The organism is Pontibacter harenae (assembly GCF_020907245.1).
GTDB lineage: Bacteria > Bacteroidota > Bacteroidia > Cytophagales > Hymenobacteraceae > Pontibacter > Pontibacter harenae.
The window spans coordinates 21,712-48,620 of the sequence record NZ_JAJJWH010000035.1 but is presented as its reverse complement, the minus strand read 5'-3'; the positions used below and the strand labels follow the sequence as shown (position 1 = coordinate 48,620).

The 26,909-nt window shown below is 40.6% G+C and carries 18 protein-coding genes; 10 read left to right on the top strand and 8 right to left on the bottom strand.

The features are described from left to right. Positions 1-256 precede the first annotated feature (256 nt). The 4 genes from LN893_RS15470 (at position 257) to LN893_RS15455 (ending at position 4,643) form a co-directional block, all read left to right on the top strand. Positions 257-619, top strand: a complete 363-nt coding sequence (locus LN893_RS15470; protein WP_229971634.1) for a heavy metal translocating P-type ATPase metal-binding domain-containing protein — start codon at positions 257-259, stop codon at positions 617-619. A gap of 339 nt (positions 620-958) precedes the next feature. Further along, entirely contained in the window at positions 959-2,299 is a 1,341-nt protein-coding gene (locus tag LN893_RS15465) for a DUF2254 domain-containing protein (protein WP_229971632.1), read from the top strand. A 57-nt stretch (positions 2,300-2,356) separates the two neighbouring features. Continuing rightward, positions 2,357-3,739: a TIGR00341 family protein gene (locus LN893_RS15460; RefSeq protein ID WP_229971630.1), complete on the top strand. Its 1,383-nt coding sequence runs from the start codon at positions 2,357-2,359 to the stop codon at positions 3,737-3,739. Positions 3,740-3,809: 70 nt separating this feature from the next. Beyond that, positions 3,810-4,643, top strand: a complete 834-nt coding sequence (locus tag LN893_RS15455; protein WP_229971628.1) for an ion transporter — start codon at positions 3,810-3,812, stop codon at positions 4,641-4,643. 131 nt (positions 4,644-4,774) lie between these two features. Here LN893_RS15455 and alr read toward each other — a convergent pair whose 3' ends face one another. The 6 genes from alr to LN893_RS15425 form a co-directional block, all read right to left on the bottom strand. Continuing rightward, a complete protein-coding gene (gene alr, locus LN893_RS15450) occupies positions 4,775-5,926 on the bottom strand; it encodes an alanine racemase (protein ID WP_229971626.1) in 1,152 nt (383 codons plus the stop codon). Between the two features lie 6 nt (positions 5,927-5,932). Next, positions 5,933-7,081, bottom strand: a complete 1,149-nt coding sequence (locus tag LN893_RS15445) for an amidohydrolase (protein ID WP_229971624.1) — start codon at positions 7,079-7,081, stop codon at positions 5,933-5,935. A 292-nt stretch (positions 7,082-7,373) separates the two neighbouring features. Then, positions 7,374-12,026, bottom strand: coding sequence for a PAS domain-containing hybrid sensor histidine kinase/response regulator (locus LN893_RS15440; RefSeq protein WP_229971622.1), 4,653 nt, complete (start codon positions 12,024-12,026; stop codon positions 7,374-7,376). Between the two features lie 150 nt (positions 12,027-12,176). After that, positions 12,177-13,535 carry a sigma-54-dependent transcriptional regulator gene (locus LN893_RS15435; protein WP_229971620.1) on the bottom strand — a complete coding sequence of 453 codons (1,359 nt, stop codon included), beginning with the start codon at positions 13,533-13,535 and terminating at the stop codon, positions 12,177-12,179. A gap of 306 nt (positions 13,536-13,841) precedes the next feature. Beyond that, positions 13,842-14,678, bottom strand: coding sequence for a DUF1206 domain-containing protein (locus LN893_RS15430; protein WP_229971619.1), 837 nt, complete (start codon positions 14,676-14,678; stop codon positions 13,842-13,844). Between the two features lie 218 nt (positions 14,679-14,896). Next, positions 14,897-16,186 carry an acetyl-CoA hydrolase/transferase family protein gene (locus tag LN893_RS15425; RefSeq protein WP_229971617.1) on the bottom strand — a complete coding sequence of 430 codons (1,290 nt, stop codon included), beginning with the start codon at positions 16,184-16,186 and terminating at the stop codon, positions 14,897-14,899. Positions 16,187-16,474: 288 nt separating this feature from the next. On the opposite strand from LN893_RS15425, the gene LN893_RS15420 reads away from it, so the two are divergent. Next, positions 16,475-17,068, top strand: coding sequence for a DUF4136 domain-containing protein (locus tag LN893_RS15420; RefSeq protein WP_229971615.1), 594 nt, complete (start codon positions 16,475-16,477; stop codon positions 17,066-17,068). A gap of 57 nt (positions 17,069-17,125) precedes the next feature. Here LN893_RS15420 and LN893_RS15415 read toward each other — a convergent pair whose 3' ends face one another. Together LN893_RS15415 and LN893_RS15410 are read right to left on the bottom strand one after the other, a co-directional pair. Then, positions 17,126-19,114 carry a monovalent cation:proton antiporter family protein gene (locus tag LN893_RS15415; RefSeq protein ID WP_229971612.1) on the bottom strand — a complete coding sequence of 663 codons (1,989 nt, stop codon included), beginning with the start codon at positions 19,112-19,114 and terminating at the stop codon, positions 17,126-17,128. A gap of 280 nt (positions 19,115-19,394) precedes the next feature. Further along, positions 19,395-20,066, bottom strand: a complete 672-nt coding sequence (locus tag LN893_RS15410) for an HD domain-containing protein (protein WP_229971610.1) — start codon at positions 20,064-20,066, stop codon at positions 19,395-19,397. A 228-nt stretch (positions 20,067-20,294) separates the two neighbouring features. Here LN893_RS15410 and LN893_RS15405 point away from each other — a divergent pair, with 228 nt between their 5' ends. The 5 genes from LN893_RS15405 to LN893_RS15385 all read left to right on the top strand — a co-directional run bounded on the left by LN893_RS15405 (position 20,295) and on the right by LN893_RS15385 (position 26,881). Next, positions 20,295-21,116: a DUF481 domain-containing protein gene (locus LN893_RS15405; RefSeq protein WP_229971608.1), complete on the top strand. Its 822-nt coding sequence runs from the start codon at positions 20,295-20,297 to the stop codon at positions 21,114-21,116. Positions 21,117-21,243: 127 nt separating this feature from the next. After that, positions 21,244-22,026, top strand: coding sequence for a polysaccharide biosynthesis/export family protein (locus LN893_RS15400; RefSeq protein WP_229971606.1), 783 nt, complete (start codon positions 21,244-21,246; stop codon positions 22,024-22,026). A 17-nt stretch (positions 22,027-22,043) separates the two neighbouring features. Next, positions 22,044-24,422 (top strand): GumC family protein, encoded by a 2,379-nt coding sequence (locus LN893_RS15395; RefSeq protein ID WP_229971604.1) that lies wholly within the window; start codon positions 22,044-22,046, stop codon positions 24,420-24,422. Positions 24,423-24,742: 320 nt separating this feature from the next. Then, positions 24,743-25,594 carry an ABC transporter permease gene (locus LN893_RS15390; protein ID WP_229971602.1) on the top strand — a complete coding sequence of 284 codons (852 nt, stop codon included), beginning with the start codon at positions 24,743-24,745 and terminating at the stop codon, positions 25,592-25,594. Positions 25,595-25,597: 3 nt separating this feature from the next. After that, a complete protein-coding gene (locus tag LN893_RS15385; RefSeq protein ID WP_229971600.1) occupies positions 25,598-26,881 on the top strand; it encodes an ABC transporter ATP-binding protein in 1,284 nt (427 codons plus the stop codon). Positions 26,882-26,909 lie beyond the last annotated feature (28 nt).

Genomic DNA, 26,909 nt, shown 5'->3' with positions numbered 1-26,909 from the left:
TCTTTTTTGTTATGCCATCATTACTTCTGTAGGACTACCTTTTTTTGTATAAACTACTGACTTCCTTTTTAGTAGAAGCTCTTATTTAAAAAGATGCTTCTATAAGTTAACATGACTTTTTTGACTAAAATAGTTTAAGAGCAGCTTTGTTGCTGTGGCTTTGCTCCTGATAACAGTCTCCTCAAGTACTGATAATAGTCATCTTTTGCGGCTGGTAGGCAAGTTACTTTAGTAATGAACTAAAAGGATAATTGAGATGGAAGCCGCACTCCAAACCAATATTCAAACGTGCTACCACTGCGGGGACACCTGTGAAAAAGATAAGATTGTAGCGCATGAGAAAGCATTCTGCTGTACAGGATGCAAGAATGTATTTGAACTGTTTGAGGAAAATAACCTCTATACCTACTATAACCTGGAGCAAAGTCCAGGCATTACGGGCAATCAGCCTGTGGCTGAATCTCGTTTTGCTTATTTAGACGATGCTGGCATAGAGGCTCAGTTGATCAACTTCCTTACGCTGGCGGCGACAAGTGGGAGAGAGCCTCGAATTGAAGTAGTAAAAGAAATTTCGCAGGGTCAACTGAAACAGCTTTGGAACGAAAGTGTTCTCTCTTAAAACGAAGAGCGATTTGTTGGTACCTATGCCAACGTAGCGGGTAATCGGTTTGTCATCGTAATGCTTTTTGTAGCTGCTGGTGCCTCGTGATATGGACATGGCTATGAAAGCGTTAACATCGGTATTGATTATTGCTTGTCCTTGTGTCTTTTCGCTGGCTACGCCTTTTGTGCACGATCATATCTTATGGGTATTCGGTAGAAATAAATTTACCTGAAAAACACACAGGTAGTCAGTAGTTGCGGCTTTTTACATTTTATACCAACTATAAAGGTGCGTGCCAAGTAATAGTAACAGTTGTTCATTCCATATATACGGAACATACACTTGCACCAATACATGAAGAGGATTTTCAACAAAGTAAAGTTTGCCTACTTATATATAGTTGGAAGCATTGGTTTCTTCCCAACTGTTATGAGCCTTCTGTTTCTGGCACTGGCTATTTTGATGATCTATTTGGAGACGCAGGGGATAAGCGAAAGTTTAAAAGAAAACCTGCCATTTCTGATCATTACAAACGGTGAAACAGCACAAACTGTACTTAGCTCCATTACGACAGGGATCATATCACTAATGGTATTCAGCTTTACAATGGTCATGCTGATGCTAAACCAGGCAGGTTCTAACTTCTCTCCCCGCGTTATCCCAGGTCTGATCACCCATAAGTCTAATCAAAAAATAATGGGGCTTTACTTGGGCACCCTTGTTTATACGCTGGTGGTAATGGTAAATATTCGCTCTGATAGTTATTATGAATCATTGCCTGGTTTGGCTGTTTTTTTGGCAATGGCTTTTACTATTCTGAGCCTTAGCTTTTTTCTGTATTTTATTCATTCCATTTCCCAGTCTATTCAGATAGGCAACATATTAGAGAGCATCCATAACGTTACCAGGAGTAACCTGGAAAAGCTAGTAAAGAGCGATAAAAAACTCGCAGAACCTAGTGTTTTTAAAGATGCTGACTGGCAGGACCTGGTAAGTCCGCGGTCTGGATATGTGCAAAGTATACATGGAGAAGCTGTGGCAGAACTTTGTCAAAAACAACAAGTTATACTTGACTTTTTGCAGCCACAAGGCAGTTTTATAGTTAAAGGAACTCCCTTTGCCAGAATAAACAGACCACTTGAGGACAAGAAAAAATTTTCAGATGAATTGCTCGACAACGTTAACTTTAATAATTCAGAGCTTGCCGACGTAAATTACCTACATGGATTTAAGCAGATAACAGAAAGTGCAGTAAAAGCCCTTAGCCCAGGTATAAACGATCCAGGTACAGCGGTAAAGGCCATAGACTATCTTACAGACCTGTTTGCTATTAGAATGCAGCTCACAGATAGTAACTTACTCGAAGATAAGGAAGGGGTAGTGCGGGTTCGGTTTTCGCAGGAAACATTTGATTACCTGTATCTGCTGTGCTTTGGCTCCATCAGGCAATATGGTAAAGGCGATACTTTGGTGGTACTGCGTATGCTTTATGCCTTCAAAAATTTGCTGCATCTTACAAAAGATCACCCAAACAGATTAGGTGCTTTGGTAGAAGAGGCAAAAATGTTGCTATACGATGCCGCTGAGCAAATTAGTAACCCTGGAGACAGGAAAAAAATAAATAAAGACTTACAAGAGATAAACCAGAATAAAATGCTCAGAAACCCATTGCCTCTACTAGATATCGTTGATTAAGTTGATATAGTCAAAATTGGCTACTTTTGCAGCAGGTTTTATTTTTTAATACTGCTCATGCTACTTATTGCCTTAAAGAAGACTCTTGCCAACGTTTTAGATATTTTTCATCAAACGGATGAAGCGGGTACTATTCGAGAGATTTACGAAAAGATACCTGTTAGAGGAAATAATACCTGGATGCTCATTTGCTCCGCCATTCTGGCTTCCATCGGGCTAGATACAGGCTCAGGAGCAGTTATTATCGGAGCCATGCTTGTATCTCCGCTCATGTCTCCAATTTTGGGTGTTGGCTTAGCGGTAGGTATAAACGACCGCGAAATGCTTACAGATTCAGTTAAAAATCTTGGCATAGCGGCTGTGGCTGGTTTGTTTTTCAGTTTTTTGTACTTTAAAGTTACCCCACTAGGCGAGCCTACAAACGAATTGCTTGCTCGCACAACACCTACCTTGCTCGATGTGATGGTCGCCTTTTTCGGTGGTGTGGCTGGTATCATCTCTATTTCCAGATCAGATAAATCGAATGCCATTCCTGGGGTGGCTATTGCAACTGCTTTAATGCCGCCTCTTTGTACTGCTGGTTATGGCCTGGCGTTGGGCAGGTATGATTTTTTTTTAGGAGGCTTTTACCTTTTCTTCATCAACGCTGTTTTCATCAGCTTGGCAACTTTCCTGATCGTAAAGTATCTGAAGTTTCACACCAAGACCTACATCAACAAAGAAACAGAACGTAAAGTAGCCCGTATCATGGCTGTGATGCTTTTTATCGTAGTGTCGCCCAGTGTTTACTTTCTTTACAACGTATACCAGCGGCAGCAGACCCTTAAGAAGATTGATACCCTTATTGTTAGCGACCTTTCCAACCATAACAATGAAATTATAAAGTGGGAGGTAGCCGAAACCGATACCATCAATACGATAAAAATTTATAGTGTAGGTAAAGCAGACCAGGACCTGACAGATTATTATAATAATGTACTGCAGCGAAATGAGCTAAAAAATTACCGCGTAAAGCTAATACAGTTAGATGTTTCGCCTGAGCAGGTGCGGCAAATGGCATCGGAAGTCACTAACAATTTAACAAAGGATTTCCTTAAGACGATAGAGATACAAAACATGCAGCAGGGCCGTATGGACAGTTTGCGCAGGCAATCTCAGGCCGTTTATAATACAAACCAGGCCACAGCCGATTTGCAGTTGCTTTTCCAGAACATTCAAAAGGTGCAGGTAGGAGAGATGATTTCAGCAAGTGTTAATGCCAGACAAGATACAGTGATGATGGTGCTGATTGACTGGCAGCAGCCTTCTCAAAATAACAGCAATAGAAGAGCAGGTACAAGGTTAGATGCTGCCAGGGTGCGAGAATATGAGGGGCAGATCAGAAGATACCTGGCAGCCAAACTTAATCGTGATTCTGTGCAGGTGGTATCTACTTATTAAGGAATTTTTTTTCTGGTTTTACAGATGTACTGCTAAAGCAGCATTTAGTTGTGAGGACATAACCATTTAGATGACAAAGCAAAAGAGATCAAGTTTACAACAAAAGCTTTATACAGTTATTTTTGAAGCCGAGACACCTGCAGGTAAGGCTTTTGATATTCTGTTGTTAGTGCTGATTATGCTGAGTGTCCTGGTTGTGTCGCTGGAAAGTGTAAGAAGTTTAACAGCAAAGTACTATGATGTCTTTTATTTTGCTGAATGGGTTTTTACAGCCATTTTCACAGTCGAATACTTACTGAGGCTGTACTGTACACCTAAGTCAGTTCGTTATGCCTTTTCTTTTTTTGGAATAGTCGATCTTCTGGCCATTATTCCAGCTTACCTGAGTCTGTTTATTTTAGGTTCCCAATACCTTCTTGTTATCAGGGTGCTGCGCCTTTTACGTGCGGCACGTATTTTCAAATTAACTAGGTTCATAAATGCTGGGCAAACGCTGTCAACAGCTATCAGAGGCAGCCTTACCAAGATAGGTGTTTTTCTTGGAGTGGTGCTTACGCTTGTAGTGATTATTGGCTCTTTAATGTATATCATTGAAGGTGCAGAACATGGTTTTACCAGCATACCTACTAGCATCTATTGGGCCATCGTTACTTTAACAACGGTAGGGTACGGCGACATTTCTCCCGTAACCCCACTTGGGCAAATATTAGCTAGTTTTGTGATGATTATGGGCTATGGTATAATTGCGGTACCTACTGGCATTGTATCAGTAGAGTTAGCCAATGCAGATAAGGCAGCCATGAATACCCGTGTGTGCCCCAATTGCCATAAAGAAGGACATGAAATTGATGCCAGTTACTGCAACAACTGTGGCTACCCACTAAATGGAGAAGCTGAAGGTTAACTGCTTATTTATTAGATCAAAATAGGTGATTATTTTTAGTGTTTGTTTAAGTATAAATTTGCGATCTGCTTTGTGACGTAAATTTATACTTAAACAACCTTCTATGGCAGTTGTGGTTTAGAATACGCAGTTTAGTACACCACAACTCGAGGAATATTAAGCGGCAGCCTGGTGAGCATTTCATAATTTAATTGACTGCTCAACTCTGAAAATGAACGTACGGTAATACTTTCTTTTCCCTGTTTACCTAATAACACCACCTCGTCTTCAGGGTGCACATCTGGTATAGCAGTTACGTCAATCATCATAAGGTTCATGTTTATGATTCCTATCACATTCGCTACCTGTTCTCGTACAAGTACATGCCCTTGGTTGCTTAAGCTGCGGCTATAGCCCCAGGCATAGCCAACAGGCACTACAGCCAATAACAAATCAGAGGGCGCCTGATAAGAGGTGCCATATCCCACATATTCTCCCTTGGCTACGTGCTTCAACGTCATGATGCGGCTCTTCCAGCTAATGATTCTCTGCAAAGGGTCTTTTTTAACTTCATGTGAAGTCATGTATTGCTGGTATATTTCTGGGCTGGGCCACAGACCGTACTGCATTATACCTACACGCACCATGTCCATGTGGCTATCAGGATAAGCTACCACAGCTGCTGAGCAGGCTGTATGTTTAAGTTCTGGTTTAATACTGGCCTTGCTAAACTTTTGTACAAGCGTATTGTATACATTAAACTGTTGCATAACCCGATCATGGTTTTGGTAACTTTCGGCTCCTGCAAAATGTGTTGATACACCATGTACCTGTACATGCTCCTGATTAGCTTGTAACACTTCTATAACCTGAGGTAGTTCAGCGGCATTAATGCCAAGTCTGTTCATGCCAGTTTCTAGATCAAGATTTATTTTAGCTTTTTTCTTTAGCAGTTTTGCCACTTTTATTGTTTCCTGCAATCTGTTTAGCTCAAAAACATAAAAAATAACATCATTCAATATTGCCCATTCCAGCTCAGGTTTATCTATGTAGCCCATAATCATGACATTGGCAGGAGAGGAGAGTGAGCTAATGGTTCGTAAGGCTTCATCAGTACTGAATACAGAAAAATGATTGATGCCGAGCTCCTGTGCAAGCGGTGCAAATTGTTCGATACCATGGCCATAGGCGTTGCCCTTGATAACAGACGAAAACTTAATTGAAGGGCCAATGAGAGACTTTAGGAAGTTCAAATTATTTTGAAGTGCTGATTTACTTATTTCTATATAAGAGCTATGAATCATAAAGAGTTAAGAGTTTAAGATATTCTGAGCGATACGGTAGAACAGTTGTGAACCTGCGGGTATAAGTTCATCAGGAAAATCATAATCTGAGTGGTGGAGCTGGGGCTGTTTTACGCCAGCACCTAAACCAAATAATGCTCCTTTGTAGGTGGCTGTAAAATGCCCGAAGTCTTCAGACCATCTAAAAGGTTGGGCAGCTTCTACCACCTTCATTGCTAACTGAGATGCTGCCTTTTTTATTTCTTCAACGGCATTAAAATCATTTACAGTGGCAGGGAATTCCTCTACAAATTGGATGCTATACTTCAATTGATGGCTTTTGGCTATAGACGCTGCTTTTTCCTGAACTAATTTTTTAAGCAGTTGAAAATCTGCTGTTTTATAAGCTCGTAATGTTGCCATTACAGTAGCAAAGCCAGGATTAGTGCCAAATGCAACTTCACCTAAACGGGCATGCACCAACGTTAAGATTGTAAGATCTTCGAATTGCGCTTTTTCCGCCGCGATATTATTAACCGCCAGTACCAGTTCCGCCATTGCGTCGCCAGGGTTTAAACCATTTTCTGGTTCGGCTGCGTGTGAGGTTTTTCCCTCTAGTTCTATTATAAGGCCAGTGGATGCGGCAGAGAACACACCTTGTCGAACTACCACCTGATTCGTAGGATAGGATGGCAGGTTGTGCAAAGCAAAAACATAGTCAGGTTTTAACTGCAGAAATTCATTGTTCTGCAAAACTGCATCGGCACCAGCTCCTGTTTCTTCTGCCGGTTGGAAAAGAAGTATAACCCTTCCTCTCTCGAACTTATTGCTACAGATGAGCTGTGCCATCCCTAGCAGGATTGCAATGTGTCCGTCGTGGCCGCACGTGTGGCCAACTCCTGTGGTTTTAGAAATATGTGCTAGTTGCAGGTTTGTTTCCGCTATAGGTAAGGCATCTAATTCTGCACGAAATAGAACTGTTGGTCCTTCTGGCGTGCTTCCTTGGAAAACAGCTACTACCCCAGATCCACCAAGTCCAGTAAGTACGTAGTCAGGTTTGTATATTGCTAGTTGTTCTACTATAAAAGCAGCCGTTTGATGCTCCTGACCCGATAGTTCTGGGTGCTGGTGCAAGTGCCTACGAATCTGAATAATCTCCTGGAAGTCCTGCAGCATATTCTAAGGTTAAATTTTGGGTACATTTATATGTTTGTACTTCAAGCAACGGGAGCCGCACCAGCTAAGTTATGAATTAGGGTTAATGCAGAAATTAAAGCAATCTGCTGCTTGTAGAATGAAGCCTTACCGTCATGTTATTTCTACTGTCTCAACTGCGAAATTTGTTGTGTTTGATTCTTTTCTAGAAGCAGGTTTGGTTAACTAAAAAAGAAGCCCCAGAACCAACTGGTTCTGGGGCTTCTTTTTTTATGCATTAGGTGTATTCTTAACCTATAAATGATGATAATACTTATGCGATATCAGCTTTTAAGCTTTCAACTACCTGATTTAAAACAGATGTTAAGGTATTGATGTTTGCCGCTAAGGCAGGAGTGTTCTCAGCAGATTTTGAAGTTTGCTCTATCTCCCGAACAACAGTCTTAAGTGTCTCTATTCGCATAGTATCTATCGTAGACTTTAGCTTGTGTGCTATAGCGCCCACGCTTACTAAGTCTGCAGAAGCATATTTTTCCTGAAGATCAGCTACTGAGGCAGGAACAGTTTCTATGAACAGCTGCTTTGTACGCTTTATAAAGGCTTCATTACCACGAGCCATTTTCTCAATAATAGACAGGTCGTACAGAGCTGGCTCAGGAGTAGGTGCGATAACCTCAGATTTGTCTTCTGGTAGGATGTTTTTCAAAACTTTTGCTTCATGAGGTATAAGTTCTGCAATTTTAAGAAATAGTTTTTCTTCTTCAAAAGGCTTTGACAGGTATGCATTCATGCCAGCCTGAAGATATTTTTCCGCATCACCTTTCAAAGCATTAGCAGTGAGGGCTATAATAGGTATACCTGCTTTTACATTATTTTTATTGGCTCTTATACCATAAGTGGCATCCACACCGCTTAGCACTGGCATTTGTATATCCATCAAAATAATGTCGTAGTTGTTTTGTTCCACCAGGTCTAATGCCTCCTGACCATTATAAGCTACATCTACCACAAAGCCCCAACCTTCCATAATAGAACGAGCTAAAAAAACATTGACTTCATTGTCTTCGGCCAAAAGCGCCCTAACATTACTTAGACTTTTAAAGTCTACTTCATCCTGCTGTTCATGCAGGGTGGCATGCTCCAGGCATTTTGGATATGTTAGCTCAAAATTAAAGGAACTACCTTCGCCTACTGTACTTTCTACCCATATTGTTCCGCCTTGCATCTCTACCAGATTTTTACAGATACTCAGGCCTAAGCCTGTGCCGCCGTACTGTCTTGTAGTGCTGGTGTAAGCCTGCGTAAAGCCTTCAAAAATAAGCTCTGTCTTATCGTCTGGTATACCTATACCTGTGTCTTTTACAGAAAATCGCAGCGTAAGATCGTTATGTGTCTCCTTTATAGGATGTGCATAAAGCGTTACAGAACCCGTATCCGTAAATTTGATGGCATTACCTAGTAGGTTCACCAATATTTGTGTTAATCTGTATGGATCGCCCTCTATCACTTTATGCTTCAGTTCAAAAGGCTCAAGAGAGAAAACTATATCTTTTTCTTCCGCTTTGTAACTAAGCGACTGAAAGGTTGCTCTAACTGTTTCCGTAACATCAAAAGGAATCGACTCCAGTTCTAGCTTCCCTGCCTCTATTTTAGCAACATCCAAAATATCATTAATGATGACAAGCAGGTTGTCAGCAGACTGCCTGATAATATGGAGGTATTTTTTTTGGCCTTCATCCAGCGAAGTCTTTTTAAGTAAATCCGCCATACCAAGTATACCATTCATCGGTGTTCTAATTTCGTGGCTCATATTTGCCAGGAAATGCTCTTTCACCCTGGCGGATTCCTCTGCGGCCTCTTTCGCTTCTATTAAATCCCGTTCCGCCTGCATTCTGTCGGTAATGTCTTGGGCAATGGCAATAATATAAGGATCAGTGTTAGATTCTTCTACCTTATAGTTGTGGTAAAACAGATACCTTTCTTCTTTGTTCTTATCTAATATACTTAAAACTCCTTCTACCACATTACTTCCTTCGAACTGTGCCAGGTACTCGTCCAGGTTATCTTTATGTTGCTCAGGAAAGAACTTATTCATTTTCTGGCCAAGCATTTCTTCTTCGGCATATCCCAGCATTTGTAAGAGGTAAGGGTTTACAGAAATCACATGTCCCTCCAGATCATGGGTACAGATATAGGCCTGGCTGTAGTTAATCAGGTCGCGGTATTTCTTCTCGCTGTGTTTTAGCTTTTGTTCGTACTGCCTTCTGTGGGAGATGTCTCTAGTGGCGGACTGAAGCTTAGTAATTTCTCCAGCAGCATCAAATATGGGCTTGATGTTGGTTTCTACCCAAACGTACTCCCCATTCTTTTTCAGTTTTCTGTGTTGAACAGTAGTGCTTATTTTCTCCTTTAAAGACTTCAGTAAACCATTTTGCAACGCCTTTTCTCTGTCGTCAGGGTGAATTAGTTCTTGCTTTGACTTAAGAAGCAGTTCTTCCTGTGTGTAACCAAGAAATTCTGTTACACTTTTCGAAACATATTGGTAGGTGCCGTCAGTATTGAGAAGGCAGATAATATCGCGAGAATTTTCGGAGAGAAGCCTGTGCAACTCCTCACTTTGCTCCAACTGCTGGCTAGCATTTCGCTGTTTTGTGATGTTGGTGGAGATGCCTAATACGTGCGTCTCACCATTGTTCGTAATTAGCGGTCTTTTAAAAGTATTATACCACAAAACATCGCCATTAGAAGTGGTAAATTTCTCAGTAGTAGCTACTTCTGTTTTATTTATTATAACTTCCTGATCAGCAGTATCATACTTCTGGTTATCTTCTGGAACTGGAAGTAATATTTTATTTGATTTGCCAATAATTTCTTCTTTTGGTCTGCCAAGCAAGTTGGCAAACTCCTGGTTAACCATTACAAAGTTCCCGCATCCATCCTTCACATAAATCAGGTCTGGACTGCTGTCTAGCACTAAGCGTATGAACTCGTTCTTTTCCTTAATTTCAAGGGCAGCGTTTCTTTCATCTGTTGTATCTCGTACAATGGCGAGTACTTCTTCTGCATTATATTTGATAAAACGAATTTCGTAATGCTTATTGGAGCCGTTAAGATTTAACTCATATTCAATTTTTTCTGCAGCTCCGCCTACTATTACTCTTTGAATAAGGCATTTTACCTCATGAGACAAGTTTCGAGGCAGCAGTTTACTTAAGGCTTTGCCTAGTATTTCTTCCCGCGGTATAGAAAAATGTTCCTGTCCTACATTATTCATGTCCGTCACGATGCCTTTTGTATCGATAATGAACAGGAGGTCTGGTATGGCCGCTAGTATAGCTCTGTTTTTGGCTTCGCTCTCCACTATGGCCTGTTGCGCTACTTTAAGCTCTGTTATACTTAGCCCATGTCCTACAACAAGGCTCACGTCGCCGTTTTGGTCTAAAACAGGATTTAAACGCCTGATGAAATGTAGCGTTCTGCCATCCCTTGCCTCAATCTGTTCTTCAAACTCCACCAGTACCTTTTCATTTAGCGCCTTGTCTAGTTGCTTTTCCCGGTTTAGTGTACGCTCTTGGGGAACATTTCTAAATGCGCCGTATTCCTGGTTCGATTTCCCAAAAATCCATTTCCTCATGTCAGGATCTGAAACCGCATCAGGGTTTACAAATACAAACCTCTTATCAGCGTTGTAAACCACGATGTCGGAGGGGACATTGTTAAGGATTGATTCGTAGAAGTCTTTCTGTTTTGCCAAAGCTTGGCTCTGCAGGCGTAAATCTGTTACATCCTGGGCAGACCCTATTATTTGTTTTGGCTGTCCGTTGTCTCTTCTCTTGAAAACAGACTCTCGGCACAACAGGTGCTTAACGCTGCCATCTTTAGCCACAACACGATATTCCACCTCCACCATGCTACCTTCTGTAGCATGCATCATTTTATAAACATGATGGTAAAGCTTTTCCCAATCTTCGGGTACAGTGAGTGTTGAGAACACCTGCCCATCCATCAAAGCAATATCTTCCTGGGTATAACCTAAAACAGTTTGAATGTGCGTATTATAGAAGACACTCTCGTCATCTTCTAAATCATAGGTATAAACAATGTTAGGTATCGTGCGGGTAATATTCCGAATTAAGTTCTCGCTTTCTTGCAAAGCAAGTTCAGCTCTTCGCCTTTCGCTAATATCTGTAAAATAATAGTTTACAAAGCCTTTTTCTGAAACGGGAACTATAAACAGCAGGTAATGGCTGCCATTTATATATGTTTCTAGTGTATTGGAAATTTTCGCGTCGGTTAAGGTGCAAAGCTTCTGGAGGAGAAGTCGCTTAAAGGCTGTTACTCTTTCTTTTGTTATTTGGCAGAGTAGTTTTAGGCCAGCTGCGTTCACAAAAAGAATTTCACCTGCATAGCTAAGTCTTATGACAGGGTTCGGATCCTCTTCCTGGTTATGATCTTGCTTGCTGTTGGAGGTGATGTTACGATATATCCAAGCTGAGCCACAAGACTGTATTTCACTAACCAGTGGTACAAACTCTCTTTCTACAGAAGTGCCATCAGCTAAAGTAAAAGTTTCTACAGGTAAGGCATTCCCACTAGTGGCTAACATATTATGAGCGCCTGCTGCCTTGAAAAGATGATGGCTCTCTAATAAACGTGCAGAAGTTCCAATGAGGCTTTCAGGGGAAAGGGTAAGTTTGAAAAGGGAGCAAAATTGCTTATTGACAAAAAGAATGTTTCCTACAGCATCTGTTACGAGCAGCGCGTGTTGTAAATTATAAAGAAGAGCTGGAACTACTAAATCTCCGCTGTCAATCTGGGCAAGATGGTACAGGTTGTCGTGCTGTTTGGCACGAAGCGCTGCAAGTTCATTCTCTCTTCTAAGTACTAGTTCTTCTGCTTTTAAACGTGCAGAGCGTTCTTGCTCCAGTTGCTGGCGCAGCACTTCAACCTCATCTTTAATCTCCATAAAAGCTGCAATTAACTCCGAAAGTTAATGTAATTTATTCTATTTTAGAAAAGTGGTGATGTAGAGGCAGTAATAACATGTGGCAGCAAAAGCAAATAACCTAAAACGGTAGTGTTATAGGTGTTTTGCTTTTGCTGCCTTAGGTGGTGCTTATTTTGAGATAAGTTCGTTGTTCTGAATCATACGGTAGATCGTGGACTTTCCAATGTCCAGTTTATCAGCAACATAGAGTACGTTGTGATCATATTTATCTAAGAACCGCTGTACAATTTCTGTTGTATATTCCTTTAAAGTGCGTTCTTTAGAAAAGAAATCTTTTTCTGGTTGGCTGGCCGTGAAATTTATATCATGTTCGTGTATTATTTCATCGTCTGCCAGTACAACTGCCAACTCTACAAGCGCCTTTAGCTCACGCACGTTTCCAGGGTATGAGTAGGAGAGAAGCTTTTCCTGCGCCTGAGGCGAAAAAGATTTTTTACCAAGGCCATTTTCCTTGGCAAATGCTGCCATAAAATGCTTCGCAATTACCAATATATCGCTACCACGCTCGCGCAAAGGTGGCAAATGTACAGGCAAACCTAACAGGCGATAGTAAAGGTCTTCTCTGAAATTTCCTTTTTTTACCTCTTCAATTAAGTTCTTATGAGTTGCTACTATAATACGGGCATCAACTGGCACAATGGTGTTTCCGCCAACGCGTGTAATTTCTTTTTCCTGAAGTACGCGCAGTAGCTTGGCTTGTAGGTTTATGTCCAGCTCCCCAATCTCGTCCAGGAAAATTGTTCCTTTGTTAGCTTCTTCAAACTTACCTAGCCTGCGGGAAACGGCACCAGTAAAAGCACCTTTTTCATGCCCGAACAACTCACTCTCTATTAGTTCTCGGGGTATGGCAGCCACGTTTACAGCTACATATGGGCTTTTCTTTTTAGGGCCGTTGTAGTGAATGGCTTTTGCGACAAGTTCTTTGCCAGTACCTGTTTCGCCTGTAATAGATACCGTTATATTCGTTTTGGAGGCTTTATTCATCATTGAAAAAACGCGCTTAATGGCATCGCTATTTCCGATGATTACTTTCCCAAAATCGTATTTTTGACCAATCTCCTCCTTTAGTTGATCAATTTCCTCACGAAGAGAAACATTTTCGCGAATTTTATTTACAGTATTCCAAAGCCTTTCGGGAGTATCTTCGTCCTTAACTATATAATCGTAAGCCCCTTTCTTCAGCAAATCAACAGCGGTGGCTACATCTTCCTGACCAGAGATAACGACAACTTGCGTATCAGGAGATTGTTCTTTTATCTTTTTAAGTACTTCTGCTCCGTTTTTATCTGGTAAAGAGTAGTCAAGGGTAAGGACATTTGGCCTTTCATGTAGCTGTGCAAGGCACTCTTTTGCCGAATGGAACTTCTTAAGGGCGTAATCTGGATTTAGAGATAGATGGTACTCCAGTAATTCGCTATACCAGACATCATCATCTAAAATAAATATTTTAAAGGGAATATTGTGCATGCAAAACTAACTCCGTATTTTTTATCCAAAGGTATAAGATAAATAGGTGTTAGAAAAATGTATCATATCAAAATTATAGTTTATAATCTGAATTTTTGAATATTAAATTAACTGTTTATAAAACAGTTAATTAAGTGGATTAAAAAAAACGGTTCAAACAAATTTACTTCTTCCATCAACAAACGATTTTAGCTACAGTTGTGCAATTTTAGTTTGCAGCTTTCGGTACCAAAAGCTGCAATTATACTGAATGATGCGTTTGCGGATGTAATAGGTATAATTGTTTGATTCTCTGATAAATAGAGTTTAAAATGAAGTAGCTTGATATTTAGCTTGAAGAAACATAAATACGCCATAGCAGATGAGTCCTAAAGCGACAGCACCAAGTATGTAAGAACCATAGCTACTATTTTCAAGGAACTGAAAAGCACTTGAGCTTCCACCTGCCTCGTTTGGATTGGCTTGTAGAGCGGCTTGTAGAAAAAGGTAGCCAATTACCATCCACACAATTCCTCTGGCGACATAGCCAATCTTACCCGCCTTCATCAGCATCTCTTCTGCATCGTTTTCTAGTCCTGCAGATTTTACCTGCTTTCTATATTTCTCTGAAAAGGCTCTGTACAGTTGGTAAAGCCCCATAATAATAGTGCCTACAGCTACAATGCCAACTAGCCACTGCCCGAATGGTTGCTTCAGAAGTTCTCTGGCAAATGTCTGTCTTGAATCGTCTCCACTGCCTCCGCTCGTGCTGTTTCCTAATACCATTTTAGCAGCGTAAAAGGCTAGTGTACCATAAACAGCTCCGCTAAAAGCATAACCAATGCGCCTGCCTATACCTTTGGTGTCAGAGCCTTTATGCGTTGTGTCTTTTATAGCCTGTATAAACCGCCATATTGCATAGCATGCTAAGCCAACTGCAACTAGTGCAAGCAGGGCTATGCCATAAGGTTGACTGATAATGAACCTGAAAGCGCCGTTTTTGTTAGCGTCATTCGTGGATTCATTACCTATTTCGAATGCAGCCATAAAGGCAAGTGCACCAACAAGACAGTAAACTACTCCTTTAGCAGTTAAGCCAAATCGGGCAAAATTCTTAACCCACTGAGGGGGAGGCGATGGTACATGCTGGGATATATCGGTCATAAGCCCTATACGTTTCCTGCACATAAGAAGCACGAAACAAAGTGGAGTTTTAGCAACTATTTTCTAAAGCTATCTAATCACTTGATGTATAGTATAGGTTGCATCTCTAATTCAATAATTTATGTTTTTAAGATAGCCACAGAAACAGAAAAGCACAGGTAGCTATAACTATATACCTACCTGTGCTTTCAAGGACAAGTACTAAAGTTTACTCAGCCTTATAGATATTTGAACCGTGCATGTGCTTCTCTTTCCAGGTTTTCCCTGTGGTCTGGATGTGCTATTTCTATAAGCGCTTTTGCACGTTGTCGCAGATTTTTACCGTACAGGTAGGCCACACCATATTCTGTAACCACATAATGAACGTGCGCACGTGTGGTAGTAACGGCAGCACCTTGGTTAATAAAGGGCGTTATTCTGGAAATCCCTTTTCTGGTAACGGATGGTAGGGCCAGAATAGGTTTGCCGCCCTGTGACAAGGCAGCGCCACGCATAAAGTCCATTTGGCCGCCAATGCCCGAAAATTGGTAAGTTCCTAGTGTGTCTGCAACCACTTGGCCAGTTAAGTCTATTTCGATAGCACTGTTTATGGCCGTTACTTTTGGATTAGACCTGATAATGGAAACATCGTTTACGTAATCAGTACGCTGCATGAGGATGAGCGGATTGTCGTCTACAAAATCGTACAACTCTCTGTTGCCAACTATAAAACCAGTGGCAATACGACCTGGGTGCCTATACTTATGCTCGTTTGTGATGATTCCTTTTTCTATCAGCGGCTTTACACCGTTAGAAAACATTTCAGTATGAATACCAAGCTCTTTGTGATTGGTCAGGCTTCCTAAAACTGCGTCTGGAATGGCACCTATACCCATTTGCAAAGTGGCACCATCTTCTACCATTTCAGCAATGTAATTACCTATGGTTTCTTCTGTGTTGGTAATACGCAAGCTGTAATCCACCTCAGGAAGCTCTTCGTTCACTTCAACCATCACATTAAACCGGCTGCTATGAATCAAACCGTCGCCGTGAGTTCGGGGCATCCGTGGATTTACTTGTGCAATTACATGTTTGGCACTTAGCACGGCCTCTCTTGTAACATCAACAGAAACGCCTAAGGAGCAGTACCCATGCCTATCTGGAGGAGAAACGTGTACGATGGCTACATCTAAGGGTAGAATACCAGATCTAAAAAGGTGAGGGATTTCGCTTAAGAAAATAGGCAAATAATCTCCTCTGCCGCTGTTTACAGCGTCGCGAACGTTGGCCGAAACAAAAAGAGAGTTGATAAAGAATGAATCTTTATATTTTTCGTCTGTCAGCGGAATTTCTCCATAGGTGGTTATACTGACCAACTCAACGTTTCGAAGCTCATCGGCACGTTCAGCCAGTTTTTTGATGAGAAACTGAGGAGTTGCAGCACTACCCTGAATAAAAACGCGATCACCAGATTTTATGGTGGACAAAGCTTCTTCTGCAGATTTATAAATGTTTTTTATATTATTCATTTGTTCTTTCTTTTAGTAGGAAGACGTTTATAGAACACGTATGTTTTTATAACATTGTTTTGAGGCGGCAAGCTATAACAGCATCTTGTTTACAGAAATGACTTTCCTCATTTTCAAAAGCTGAGCACCTGAAATAAAAAAACGAGAATTAGTAGCTCAGATTACGACTTTCTTAACAAGAAGTAATGGCAGCTGCAAACCTTTGCACAGCCTGTTTTCTTAGTTAATTTTGTGTTGTTTATTTATCTTCTTCGTTATAACAAAGTATCAAACATACCACTGCAAAGCATGAAACTTATTTCTCCCAACCAACTTTTGTATGCCATCCTGTTGCTGATTTTCAGTTCCTGTGTAGCATCTTCGGGTGTAGTACAGTCTAACACCATCGCCGCACCTGCCGCTTCACTTGCAAAGTATAAAACGTATGCTTGGTATCAAGAGCAGCCAGCAAAGGCACCCGATTACGATAGAGGCTATAGTAATCAATTGAACAACAATATTAGGAGGGCAGTAGAAGAAGAGTTGCAGCGAAAAGGTTATACAAAGGCCACCACAAATCCTGATGTGTTGGTTGCATACGATGTCAGCATTTCTGTACCTATAGAAAAAGATGCACCAGGAACATATCCAAATGGTTTCGGCTATAGCTATGGCTATATGGCTGGGTACCGCTACAACTATGGTAACCCAAATCTCTCTGGCTATCGCCCTGTCGATCTTTTTAAACAAGGCACGCTCATCATAGACTTTGTTGATCCTGCACGTGATATGCTTGTCTGGAGAGGCTGGTCAGAAGGAGCGATCAGCAATTTTAACGCAAACTATAAAAATGTACAGGGAAGCGTGGAGCGTGTTTTAGAAAAGCTGCCAGTAATTAGGTAAAAATGGTGACTTCAACATTGACAAAACAAGGGGCTAACAATACATCGGTTGTAATGTCTAATCTTGTTTAATGTAATTGTTGAAGCGAGTTACATCGTAAGGTTTGCCTACAACATAAACCACGTCGCCCTGGGCCAGTTTGGTTTTGGCGTTGATGTCAATGATGGTCTCCTCTTTACGCTTTATTGCAACTATTGTAATGCCGAATTTACTGCGGATACCAGTGTCAATTAAAGCTTTACCTATTATGTCCGCGTCAACTGAATTTATTCTTAAACTGGCTATTTCAACATCTGGCAGTTCCAGGTTTATGGCTGACATGCCTGTTTTTCGTCCAGTTAAGCTACGCAGCATGTCGTAATTGTCGGCTCTGATACTGTCTGTGAACTGTTCTATCTGATCGCGCGGCATTAAGTATTTTGTAAGAACGCGTGTAAAGATTTCGATAGATGTTTCAAACTCTTCTGGAACCACCTCATCAGCCCCCAATTTGTAGCTTTCTTCCATTTCCTGTACAAAGCGTGTTCTTACAATAATGTGCACTTTATCACTGATCTGGCGAATGCTGGTGATGATACGCTTTGTGGCCTCAGGATCAGAAATAGCAATTACCACCACGCGCGCCTGCTGTATACTCAGATGTGAAAGTATAGTGCCATGTACAGCATCGCCATAGAGTATGGGTTCTCCTAATTGCCTCTGTTGCTTTACCGTAACCGCATTTAGCTCCACTATAACATAAGGAATAGCGGCATGTTTTGCTGCCTTTGCAACGTTACGTCCGTTAATGCCATAGCCTATTATTACAATATGATCCGATAAGTCGTGGAGTTCGTCTGCGTGAGCTGCCTGAGATTCGGCTTCTAAAGCTTGGTCTGTGGTAAACCTGCCGCTGACCTTGGAAGCGATACGATGATAATACTGGATCGCAAATGGTGTTACTGCCATGGTTAGCAGCGACACAGACAAAAAGTATTGGTAGTTTTCTGGTGTTAGTAAGCCACTGCTGATACCTGTTTTAGAAAGTATGAAGGCAAATTCACCTATCTGAAAGATGGAAAGCCCCACTAGTACAGAGGTTCTGACAGGATAATTAAGCACCCGGGCTGCTGTGATGGCAACTACGTACTTTAAAATAGCGGCAACTATCGTTAAAGCTAAAATCAGCGGGAAGTGATTTAGCATAAAACTAAAATCAAGCAGCATACCTATCGACACGAAGAAAAAGCTCGTGAAAATTTCGCGGAAGGGAAGAATATTGCTAGTCGCCTGGTGACTGTATTCAGATTCAGATATAATCAAGCCAGCCATAAATGCCCCAAGTGCAAGAGAAAGTCCTAGGCTGGAGGTTAGCCACGCTACTGCAAAACAGATAACAATAACAGATAAGATAAATAACTCTTTGCTTTTCGTGCTTGCAACAAGGTACAGCAGCTTCGGTACTAAGAATCGAGCACTTATCAATACAAAAATGATGACAAATGTGCCTTTCAGCACCATGAGCAGGAGAGCAGTAGCAATGTCTTCAGAGTCTCCTGCCATCAGCGGTGCCACCAGCATCATGGGCACGACTATAATATCCTGGAAAATGAGAATAGCCAACACTGTTTTTCCGTGCGGGCTATTAATCTCTCCTTTATCTTGTAGCAGCTTAAGCACTATAGCTGTACTACTTAAAGATAACAAGAACCCAATAAAAATGGCTTGGTTTAGCGGCAGATCAAATGACCACAATATTAGTGCTACTAGCGCAATGGTAGCAAACACTTGTGTCATGCCTCCCAGCAAAACAGTACGCTTAATCATGGCAAGGCTACGAAGCGAGAACTCCATACCGATGATAAAAAGCAGTAGGATCACACCGATTTCTGCCAGCACCTCAATATCGTGTGTGTCATTAATCAGGCTAAGGGCATGTGGTCCAGCAATAACGCCTGTTGCCAGAAATCCGAGTATAGTAGGTAGTTTAAAGCGCTGGAATAGTAGAATTACCACCACCGACAGGCCAAGTATAATGACTATATCTGATAATAAGGGTATCTCCATGTGTTGTTAAACGTGAGCGTTAGTACCAGAGCAAATTTGCTACAGAAGTAAAACTACAGAAACAATAGCTTCTAAGTTATCTTTTTCTGATTAATACCAGGAGCGAATTACTTTTGAATGTCTTTACTTATAGCTGAAGGATGCTTCGATTATCAAAGCCAAATACCTTATGATAGTAGACACGAGCGTGGACGCTCTCGGAATTAGATTCAACTAGGTAGCATAAATTAGTTGCCAAAGTAGATTTCGATGATGAAGCAAGGACTCCTCTACACTTACGTTACCTTTGGCCTTCCCATTCTGCATAGAATTGGCTTAAGAAGTTTTCCATGTATGCATGCCGTTGCTCAGCTAACTTTTTCGCAGATGCAGTATGCATGCGATCTTTTAATAGCAGGAGCTTCTCGTAAAAATGATTGATGGTGGGAGCAGTGCTGGTTTTATAAGCTTCGAAATTGTCATGCAAAACTGGAGCAACTTCTGGGTTATAGAGCTCTCTGTTTTTGTGCCCGCCATAGGCAAAGGTGCGGGCAATTCCGATAGCACCGATGGCATCAAGCCGATCCGCATCCTGCACAATGCAGCCTTCTACGGTACTCATTTCAGAAGAGGTGCCAGCTCCCTTAAAGGATATCTCCTTGATAATATCGTAAATATGATTACTGACTTCTTTTGACACTTGAAGCTGTTGCAGCCACTCGTATGCCATGCGTGGTCCAACTGTTTCATCGCCGTTATGGAACTTGTGGTCGCCAATGTCATGCAGAAGAGCCGCCAGTTCTACTACAAACAGGTTTGCCTGTTCGTGTGCCGCTATACTTTTGGCATTGTTCCAGACACGGTAGATGTGCCACCAATCATGGCCTGAGCCTTCACCTGCTAAAAGTTGCTTTACATGCTCTGTAGTAGCCGCAATTATATCCTCTTCTGATAATTTAGTGTTATTGTTCATGATCCAAAGCTCCAAATTTTATCCTTTTTCACAAAAAGCAAATGTAGTTTTAGTCTTTATGATAAATCTTACCTAAAAGACCTCGTCTAAACCATGAGCTTTACATCCGCAACATAATTAATGCACATCAAAAGCCGATACCGCTATCCACACATAGCTTAGCCTAAAAGAAATTATTATACTTGCAGCTTTCTAATCTTATAGCGCCGCTTTGCGCCTTATACTTAAATGACACAGGTTCGAACTATAGTTGTACTAATACTTTTATTAATTGCTTGTACTACTGCTAAAAGCCAGATACTTAATATTGAAAGAGCCAGGGTGACAAATGACACAGCAAATTACCTGACAGGCAAAGGCGGCTTAGACTTTTCAATGTTTAACCGCAATGCTGGAAAAGATAACCCTAATAATTACCTTCAATTAACTTTAACGGGCGACTTAGCTTACATTTCTGGCAAACACAGTTATCTGCTCCTGAACTATTTTAACTACCTGCTTGTCAATTATGATAATCGAGAATTGCGTAACACTGTAGCCAGTACAGGCTATTCTCATTTCAGGATAAACTTTTTGCGGCAGCGAAAGCTATCTTATGAGTTTTTTGTACAAGCTCAGGCAGACAAAGCCCGCGGATTGAACTTACGCACGTTGGAGGGTGGTGGCATACGCCTAGCCCTGCTCCGTAACAAGGGAGATAACCTTTATTTTGGCACAGGGCTCATGCATGAGCACGAGGAGTGGGAGAACCCAGATGTAGAAGGTAGAATTGACGTGTCAAACTTGTTGAAGTCGACTAATTACTTCAGCACCAAAATTAAATTTAACCTAAATGTAAGTACAGATGCCATCGTTTATTACCAGTTCGGCTATGACAACAGCATCGACAGGTTCAGGAACAGGGTGAGTGGCGACGTAACACTGAATGTAAAGCTTACCAACAGGTTTTCTCTTCGTACCAACTTTAACTGTATTTACGAAGATGAGCCCATTGTACCCGTTACAAAATTCGTTTATGCCATTTCAAACGGCCTTCAGGTGGCCTTTTAGGAACTATGAGTAACTTTATTTATTTAAACACAATATATTTCATAATTTCACCATTTGGAAAGAAGCATGCAGCCAAAACAGTGCAAAAATGAGCTGCTATAACTATAAATTTTGAGTCTATCATAGAATGCGTAACACCCTTATAGCATTTTGGTTATTGGTTTTCATAGTTTCAATAGCATCATGTGTGCCACAGCGAAAAGTTGTCTTATTACAAGACAATCCTCAGGTAGAAGATCAAGGAAACGCGGATGAATTGCTGAAGACATTTGATCTGAAGCCGCAGGTGTATACCTTAAAACCTGGCGATGTACTTTCTTTAAGAGTACAGACGACAACACCTGCCGAATATAATTTCTTGAATACTCCAGCTGCCACATTCGGAGCTACAGACCCCGTGTTAGAAGGTTATACCTTAGATACCGAGGGAAATATTTTGCTGCCTTCTGTTGGTAAAGTGAATTTACGAGGTCTTACTATGCCCGAAGCCCGTGTAAAAGTGACTGAAGCTTTAGAGGGATTTTTGTCTGATCCAACCGTGAATCTACGTCTTCTTACCTTTAGATATACTGTGTTGGGAGAGGTTACGCGCCAGGGACAATTCACAACTTATCAGGATAATATTAATATAATTGAAGCCATTGCTACCGCAGGAGGTGTTACAACCTATTCTAACAGGCATCGCATTAAGCTAGTTCGGCTGGAAGGTGGGCAAGCAAAATTGTATACTTTTAGCTTATTAGATAACAATACCTTAGCTCTTTCTAATTTCTTCCTGCAGCCAAACGATATGATTGTTGTGGATCCTTTGCCTGCTAAAAATGTTAGGGAGAATTTACTGACTAATATTACATTAGTGGTCTCTCTTGCTTCTACGATCTCTCTTCTAGTTCTTCGACTAACTCAATAGTTTTTTGCTACAGACGCGTGACACCAGAACCTATTCAACAACAAGATAGCTTAATCGATATCCAGCTGATACTTCAGAAGTTAAGGCAATATTGGTATCTTTTTTTTATTACTATACCCCTTGCTTTGGTTATTGCATTTGTGGTAAACAGGTATACTACGCCTATTTATGAGGTGAGCACCACAGTACTTGTAAAAGACCCAAATGATCTTTCTAATTCCCCAGCTGCCATGCTGTATGGAAATGAGGTTTTTAACAGTGCAAAAAATCTAAACAACGAGTCTGTTCTTCTAAAGTCCAACGATATGGTTGCAGCCACCATTGCTAATTTGGATTTTACAGTCTCCTATTATGCCGAAGGAAATGTCAAATTCACTGAGATTTACAATGAAAGCCCAATTAGGGTACTAATAGATTCTGCTTCATCTACTTTACCTTACGGCGCTCTTATCAAATGTGAAATCTTAGATGACAAAACTTTCAAACTAAGTTCAGAAAATGGTTCTATTTCAGAGCAGGATAAAGAACAAAAGTTTTATTTTGGAAGATTAATCAACCTGAATGGATTTAAGTTTGTGGTGCAGCTACTAGGTACAGGAAGATATACAGCTGAAGACCTTTTCTTTAGAATAAATAAAGCAGAAGACTTGGTTAGGCAATACAGGGGTGGACTTGCAATAGCTCCTTTAAAAGAAACCTCTATTCTGGAGATCAGTACCACCAGTGACAACACGGCAAAAGCAATTGATTTCCTGAACCAGCATGTGCAAACGTACATTGCACAAAGCCTACAGGAAAAGAACAGGACTGCCCTTAATACAATTGATTTTATTGATATACAGTTAGCGCAGATCAGCGATTCATTGGCAAATGTGGAGTCTCAACTGGAGAACTTTAAAGAGCAAAATACAGGCTTGACGATGAGTAATGAAGGCACACAGGCTAGTACTCAAATACAGGAGCTGGAAAAGGAGAGAGCATTGTTACTTTTAAATGCCAAATACTTTGAATACTTAGGTAACTATGTGTCAGCTGGTGATGTGACGGAAAGCATCGTTGCTCCAGCATCCTTTGGTGTGGAAGATCCTGTTTTAAATCAGCTTATTCAACAATTGATTGAGGTGCAGTTGCAGTTAGCTGCTCTCAAAGGGGAGAGTGCTCAAAACCCTATTGTAATTTCTCAGATACAGGCTGCCAGAGCCCGTGCTCGTGAACTTTTGGCTGGTATTTCTGAAAATGTGCGAAACCTACAGCGTGCCAATCAGATTTCAATGGGAGATATTAATTCACGTATCTCCAGGTTTACAAGCACCTTGAATCGATTACCTGCAGCTGAACGGCAGTTTATCAACCTGAACCGTATGTATGAGTTAAGTGAAGGTCTGTACGTTTTTCTGATGCAGAAAAGGGCAGAGGCTGGTATTTCTACGGCCGCCAACAATTCGGATGCAAAATTAGTCAATGCAGCTGCTGTGAAGGCTGCTATATCTCCGCAGCCAAGTCAGAACTACTTAATCGCCTTGTTTATTGGTTTGATGCTACCAGCGGGATTTATTTTTCTGAAAGAGCTTCTGAATTACAAAATAACTTCTACAGATGATATTGCCCGTCTTACAAACATACCTTTATTGGGTATTGTGGGGCACAATAAAAAAGAAAATCGTAACCTGATAGATCAAAGTCCAAAATCGGCACTGGCCGAAGCGTTCAGAACGGCACGTTCCAATTTACGTTTTATGATGCCTGCTGAAACGAAGGGTGGAAAAATTTTCGTAATTACTTCCTCCATCAGTGGTGAAGGAAAAACTTTTTCAGCTAAAAACCTTGCTTATATTCTTGCCATCTCTGGCGAACGGACGCTATTGGTGAATGCTGATATGCGTAAGCCAAATAATAACACTGATTTTGGCGTCAATACTAGTGTAGGTTTGAGTAACTATTTAGCTGGATATGTAAGCCTGGCTGATGTTATACACCCGACAATACAGGAGCATTTATACATCTTGCCTTCTGGAGACATTCCACCGAATCCATCAGAATTGTTGTTAAGCCAGAAAATGAACGAACTTATAGCAGAAGTGAAGACACGCTATGACTATATCATCATGGATACGCCTCCAGTAGGTATCATTTCAGATGGCTTGGAGTTGATGCAAATAGCAGATGTCAATGTGTTTATGGTACGTCAGGATTACACCTTTAAAAGCTTTATCTCGAGTATTCAGAACCAGTACGAAGCAGGCAAGATCAGAAACACTGCAATTTTATTTAACGACGTAGACTATAAAAAGCTGAATTACGGGTACGGTTATGGTTATGGTTACGGCTATGGCTATGGGTATTATGCCGAGGATCATGAGAAGCAAACATGGTGGCAACGCTTTTTTAAGCTCTAAAAGTATGTATAGGGTACAGTTGGTGATAAGTATCGGTTTAATGGTAATGTTGATTACCTGATCAGAAGCCACCAGTTCTTATTTGTTGAAAAATATAAATAAATGAAATATAGCACTTTTATACAAATTATTTACCTGGTACAAAGGTAGGCACAGAGCTTTAATTTTTGAATCCAATAAAGCGTCTCAATCATAAGTCTTTTTTAGTTACATCCTAAAAGTATTCTTATTTTGATTCTGTATCTATCATGCTTTCATTTGTTTGTCCGCTGCATAAAGGCTTATCTTTACTTTTATCTTGAAACATATAATCAATTTTAATGAAAGAACAGGAAGAAGACTGGACTTTGGTAATTAAACCGAATTCGGGTCTTTTCGATCTACAGTTTAAAGAAGTGTGGCGTTATCGGGATCTCTTGCAGATGTTTGTACGCCGAGATTTTGTAGCTGTTTATAAACAAACAATACTGGGGCCAATCTGGTTTTTTATACAGCCATTATTTACAACAATCACATTTACCATCGTATTTGGAAGAATAGCGGGTATTTCTACTAATGGGGTGCCTCCTCTTTTATTTTACATGGCTGGCATTGTGAGTTGGAACTACTTTGCTGAGTGCCTTAACACAACTTCTACTACCTTTATTCAGAATGCAAATATTTTTGGAAAGGTTTATTTTCCAAGAATGATTATGCCGCTTTCAATAGTAGTGTCTAATCTACTGAAGTTTGGCGTACAGCTTTTTCTGCTCATACTCTTGTTGCTGTACTATGTTTTGACAGGTGCCAATGTTCAACCTAACCTATACCTTCTATTGGTACCAGTATTAATATTGCTCATGGCTGCGCTTGGTTTAGGTTTCGGTATGCTAATCTCGGCTATGACGACAAAATATCGTGATCTGAAGTTTCTTGTTACGTTTGGTGTGCAATTAGCAATGTATGCGTCTCCTGTCATATACCCACTTTCAACTCTCCCAGAAAAGTATCAGTTATTTATAGCCGCAAATCCTATGTCTGGCATCATTGAAGCTTTTCGATTCGCTTTTTTGGGTACTGGGCTTCTTAACTGGGGCTATTTAGGATATTCTACTTTGTTCACCATTGTAATACTTGCCATAGGAGTAATTACATTTAACAAAGTAGAAAAATCATTTATGGATACGGTTTAATTTATGGGTAATACAGTAATTAAAGTAGAAGACCTGTCTAAGCAGTATAGGTTGGGAGAGTTTGGCTCAGGCACTATCACACATGATATTAACCGCTGGTGGCATAAAATACGAGGTAAAAATGATCCATACTTAAAAATTGGAGAAACGAATAATCGTGCAGTAAAAGGTGATAGTGAATATGTTTGGAGCCTAAGAGACATCAATTTTGATGTAAAACAAGGTGATGCTGTTGGTATAATTGGCCGTAATGGTGCAGGTAAATCTACTTTACTAAAGTTGTTAAGCCGAACGACAGCACCTACACTGGGCAGTATAAAGATTAGAGGGCGTGTTGCTAGCCTTTTAGAGGTAGGTACAGGATTCCATCCTGAGCTTAGTGGTAGGGAGAACATTTTTTTAAATGGTGCCATTCTAGGCATGTCCAAAACTGAAATAAAACGAAAATTCGATGAGATTGTTGACTTTTCTGGAGTAGAACGTTATATAGATACCCCTGTAAAACGTTATTCGTCAGGAATGTATGTCCGACTTGCCTTTGCTGTTGCAGCCCATTTAGAATCTGAAATAATGATTGTTGATGAAGTATTGGCAGTCGGGGATTATGAATTTCAACGAAAATGCTTGGGTAAGATGCAGGATGTATCTGGCTCAGGTCGCACTGTTCTGTTTGTTAGCCATAATATTGGTTCAATTAAAGCACTATGTAACAAAGGTATTTATCTTAAACATGGAAACCTTATAAAAAAAGGAGACATACATGATATTGCCGATTTATATATGAATGACGCTGATACTGATACCTTAGCTGTTGTAAGCGATGTGTCGTACTCAGACAAGCCTGAAAAGGCTGCCTACATCAAAAGAGTGTGGTTATCTAACAATAACCACACTATTAAGGGCGAATATGATGTACTAGAGCAGGTGTATCTGAATTTTCATTATAAAGTAAATTCCTCAACTATGGGTTTTTCACCCATGGTGCAGATTGAGAAAGATGGAATGATGCTGTTTTACTCTATGCTTTCAGATGTGGACGAATCGGTTTTAGACCACCAGGAAATTGGTGAATTTACCTATAGAGTGAAATTACCATACCCTTTAAAAAAAGGTAAGTACAGTGTAAACGTTAGACTTAGTAAACTTAGGCTTTATGATATAGATGCAGTAGATAAAGCAATAGTGTTTCATACTGAAGAAGTATCATTTGACCCTACAAATAAGTCTTTTGCTGCTTTTCGAGCAGGACTTATAGCAAATATTTTAGATTGGAAACTTGTTAAATAAAAGAATAAATTCATAATATTTTTCCTAC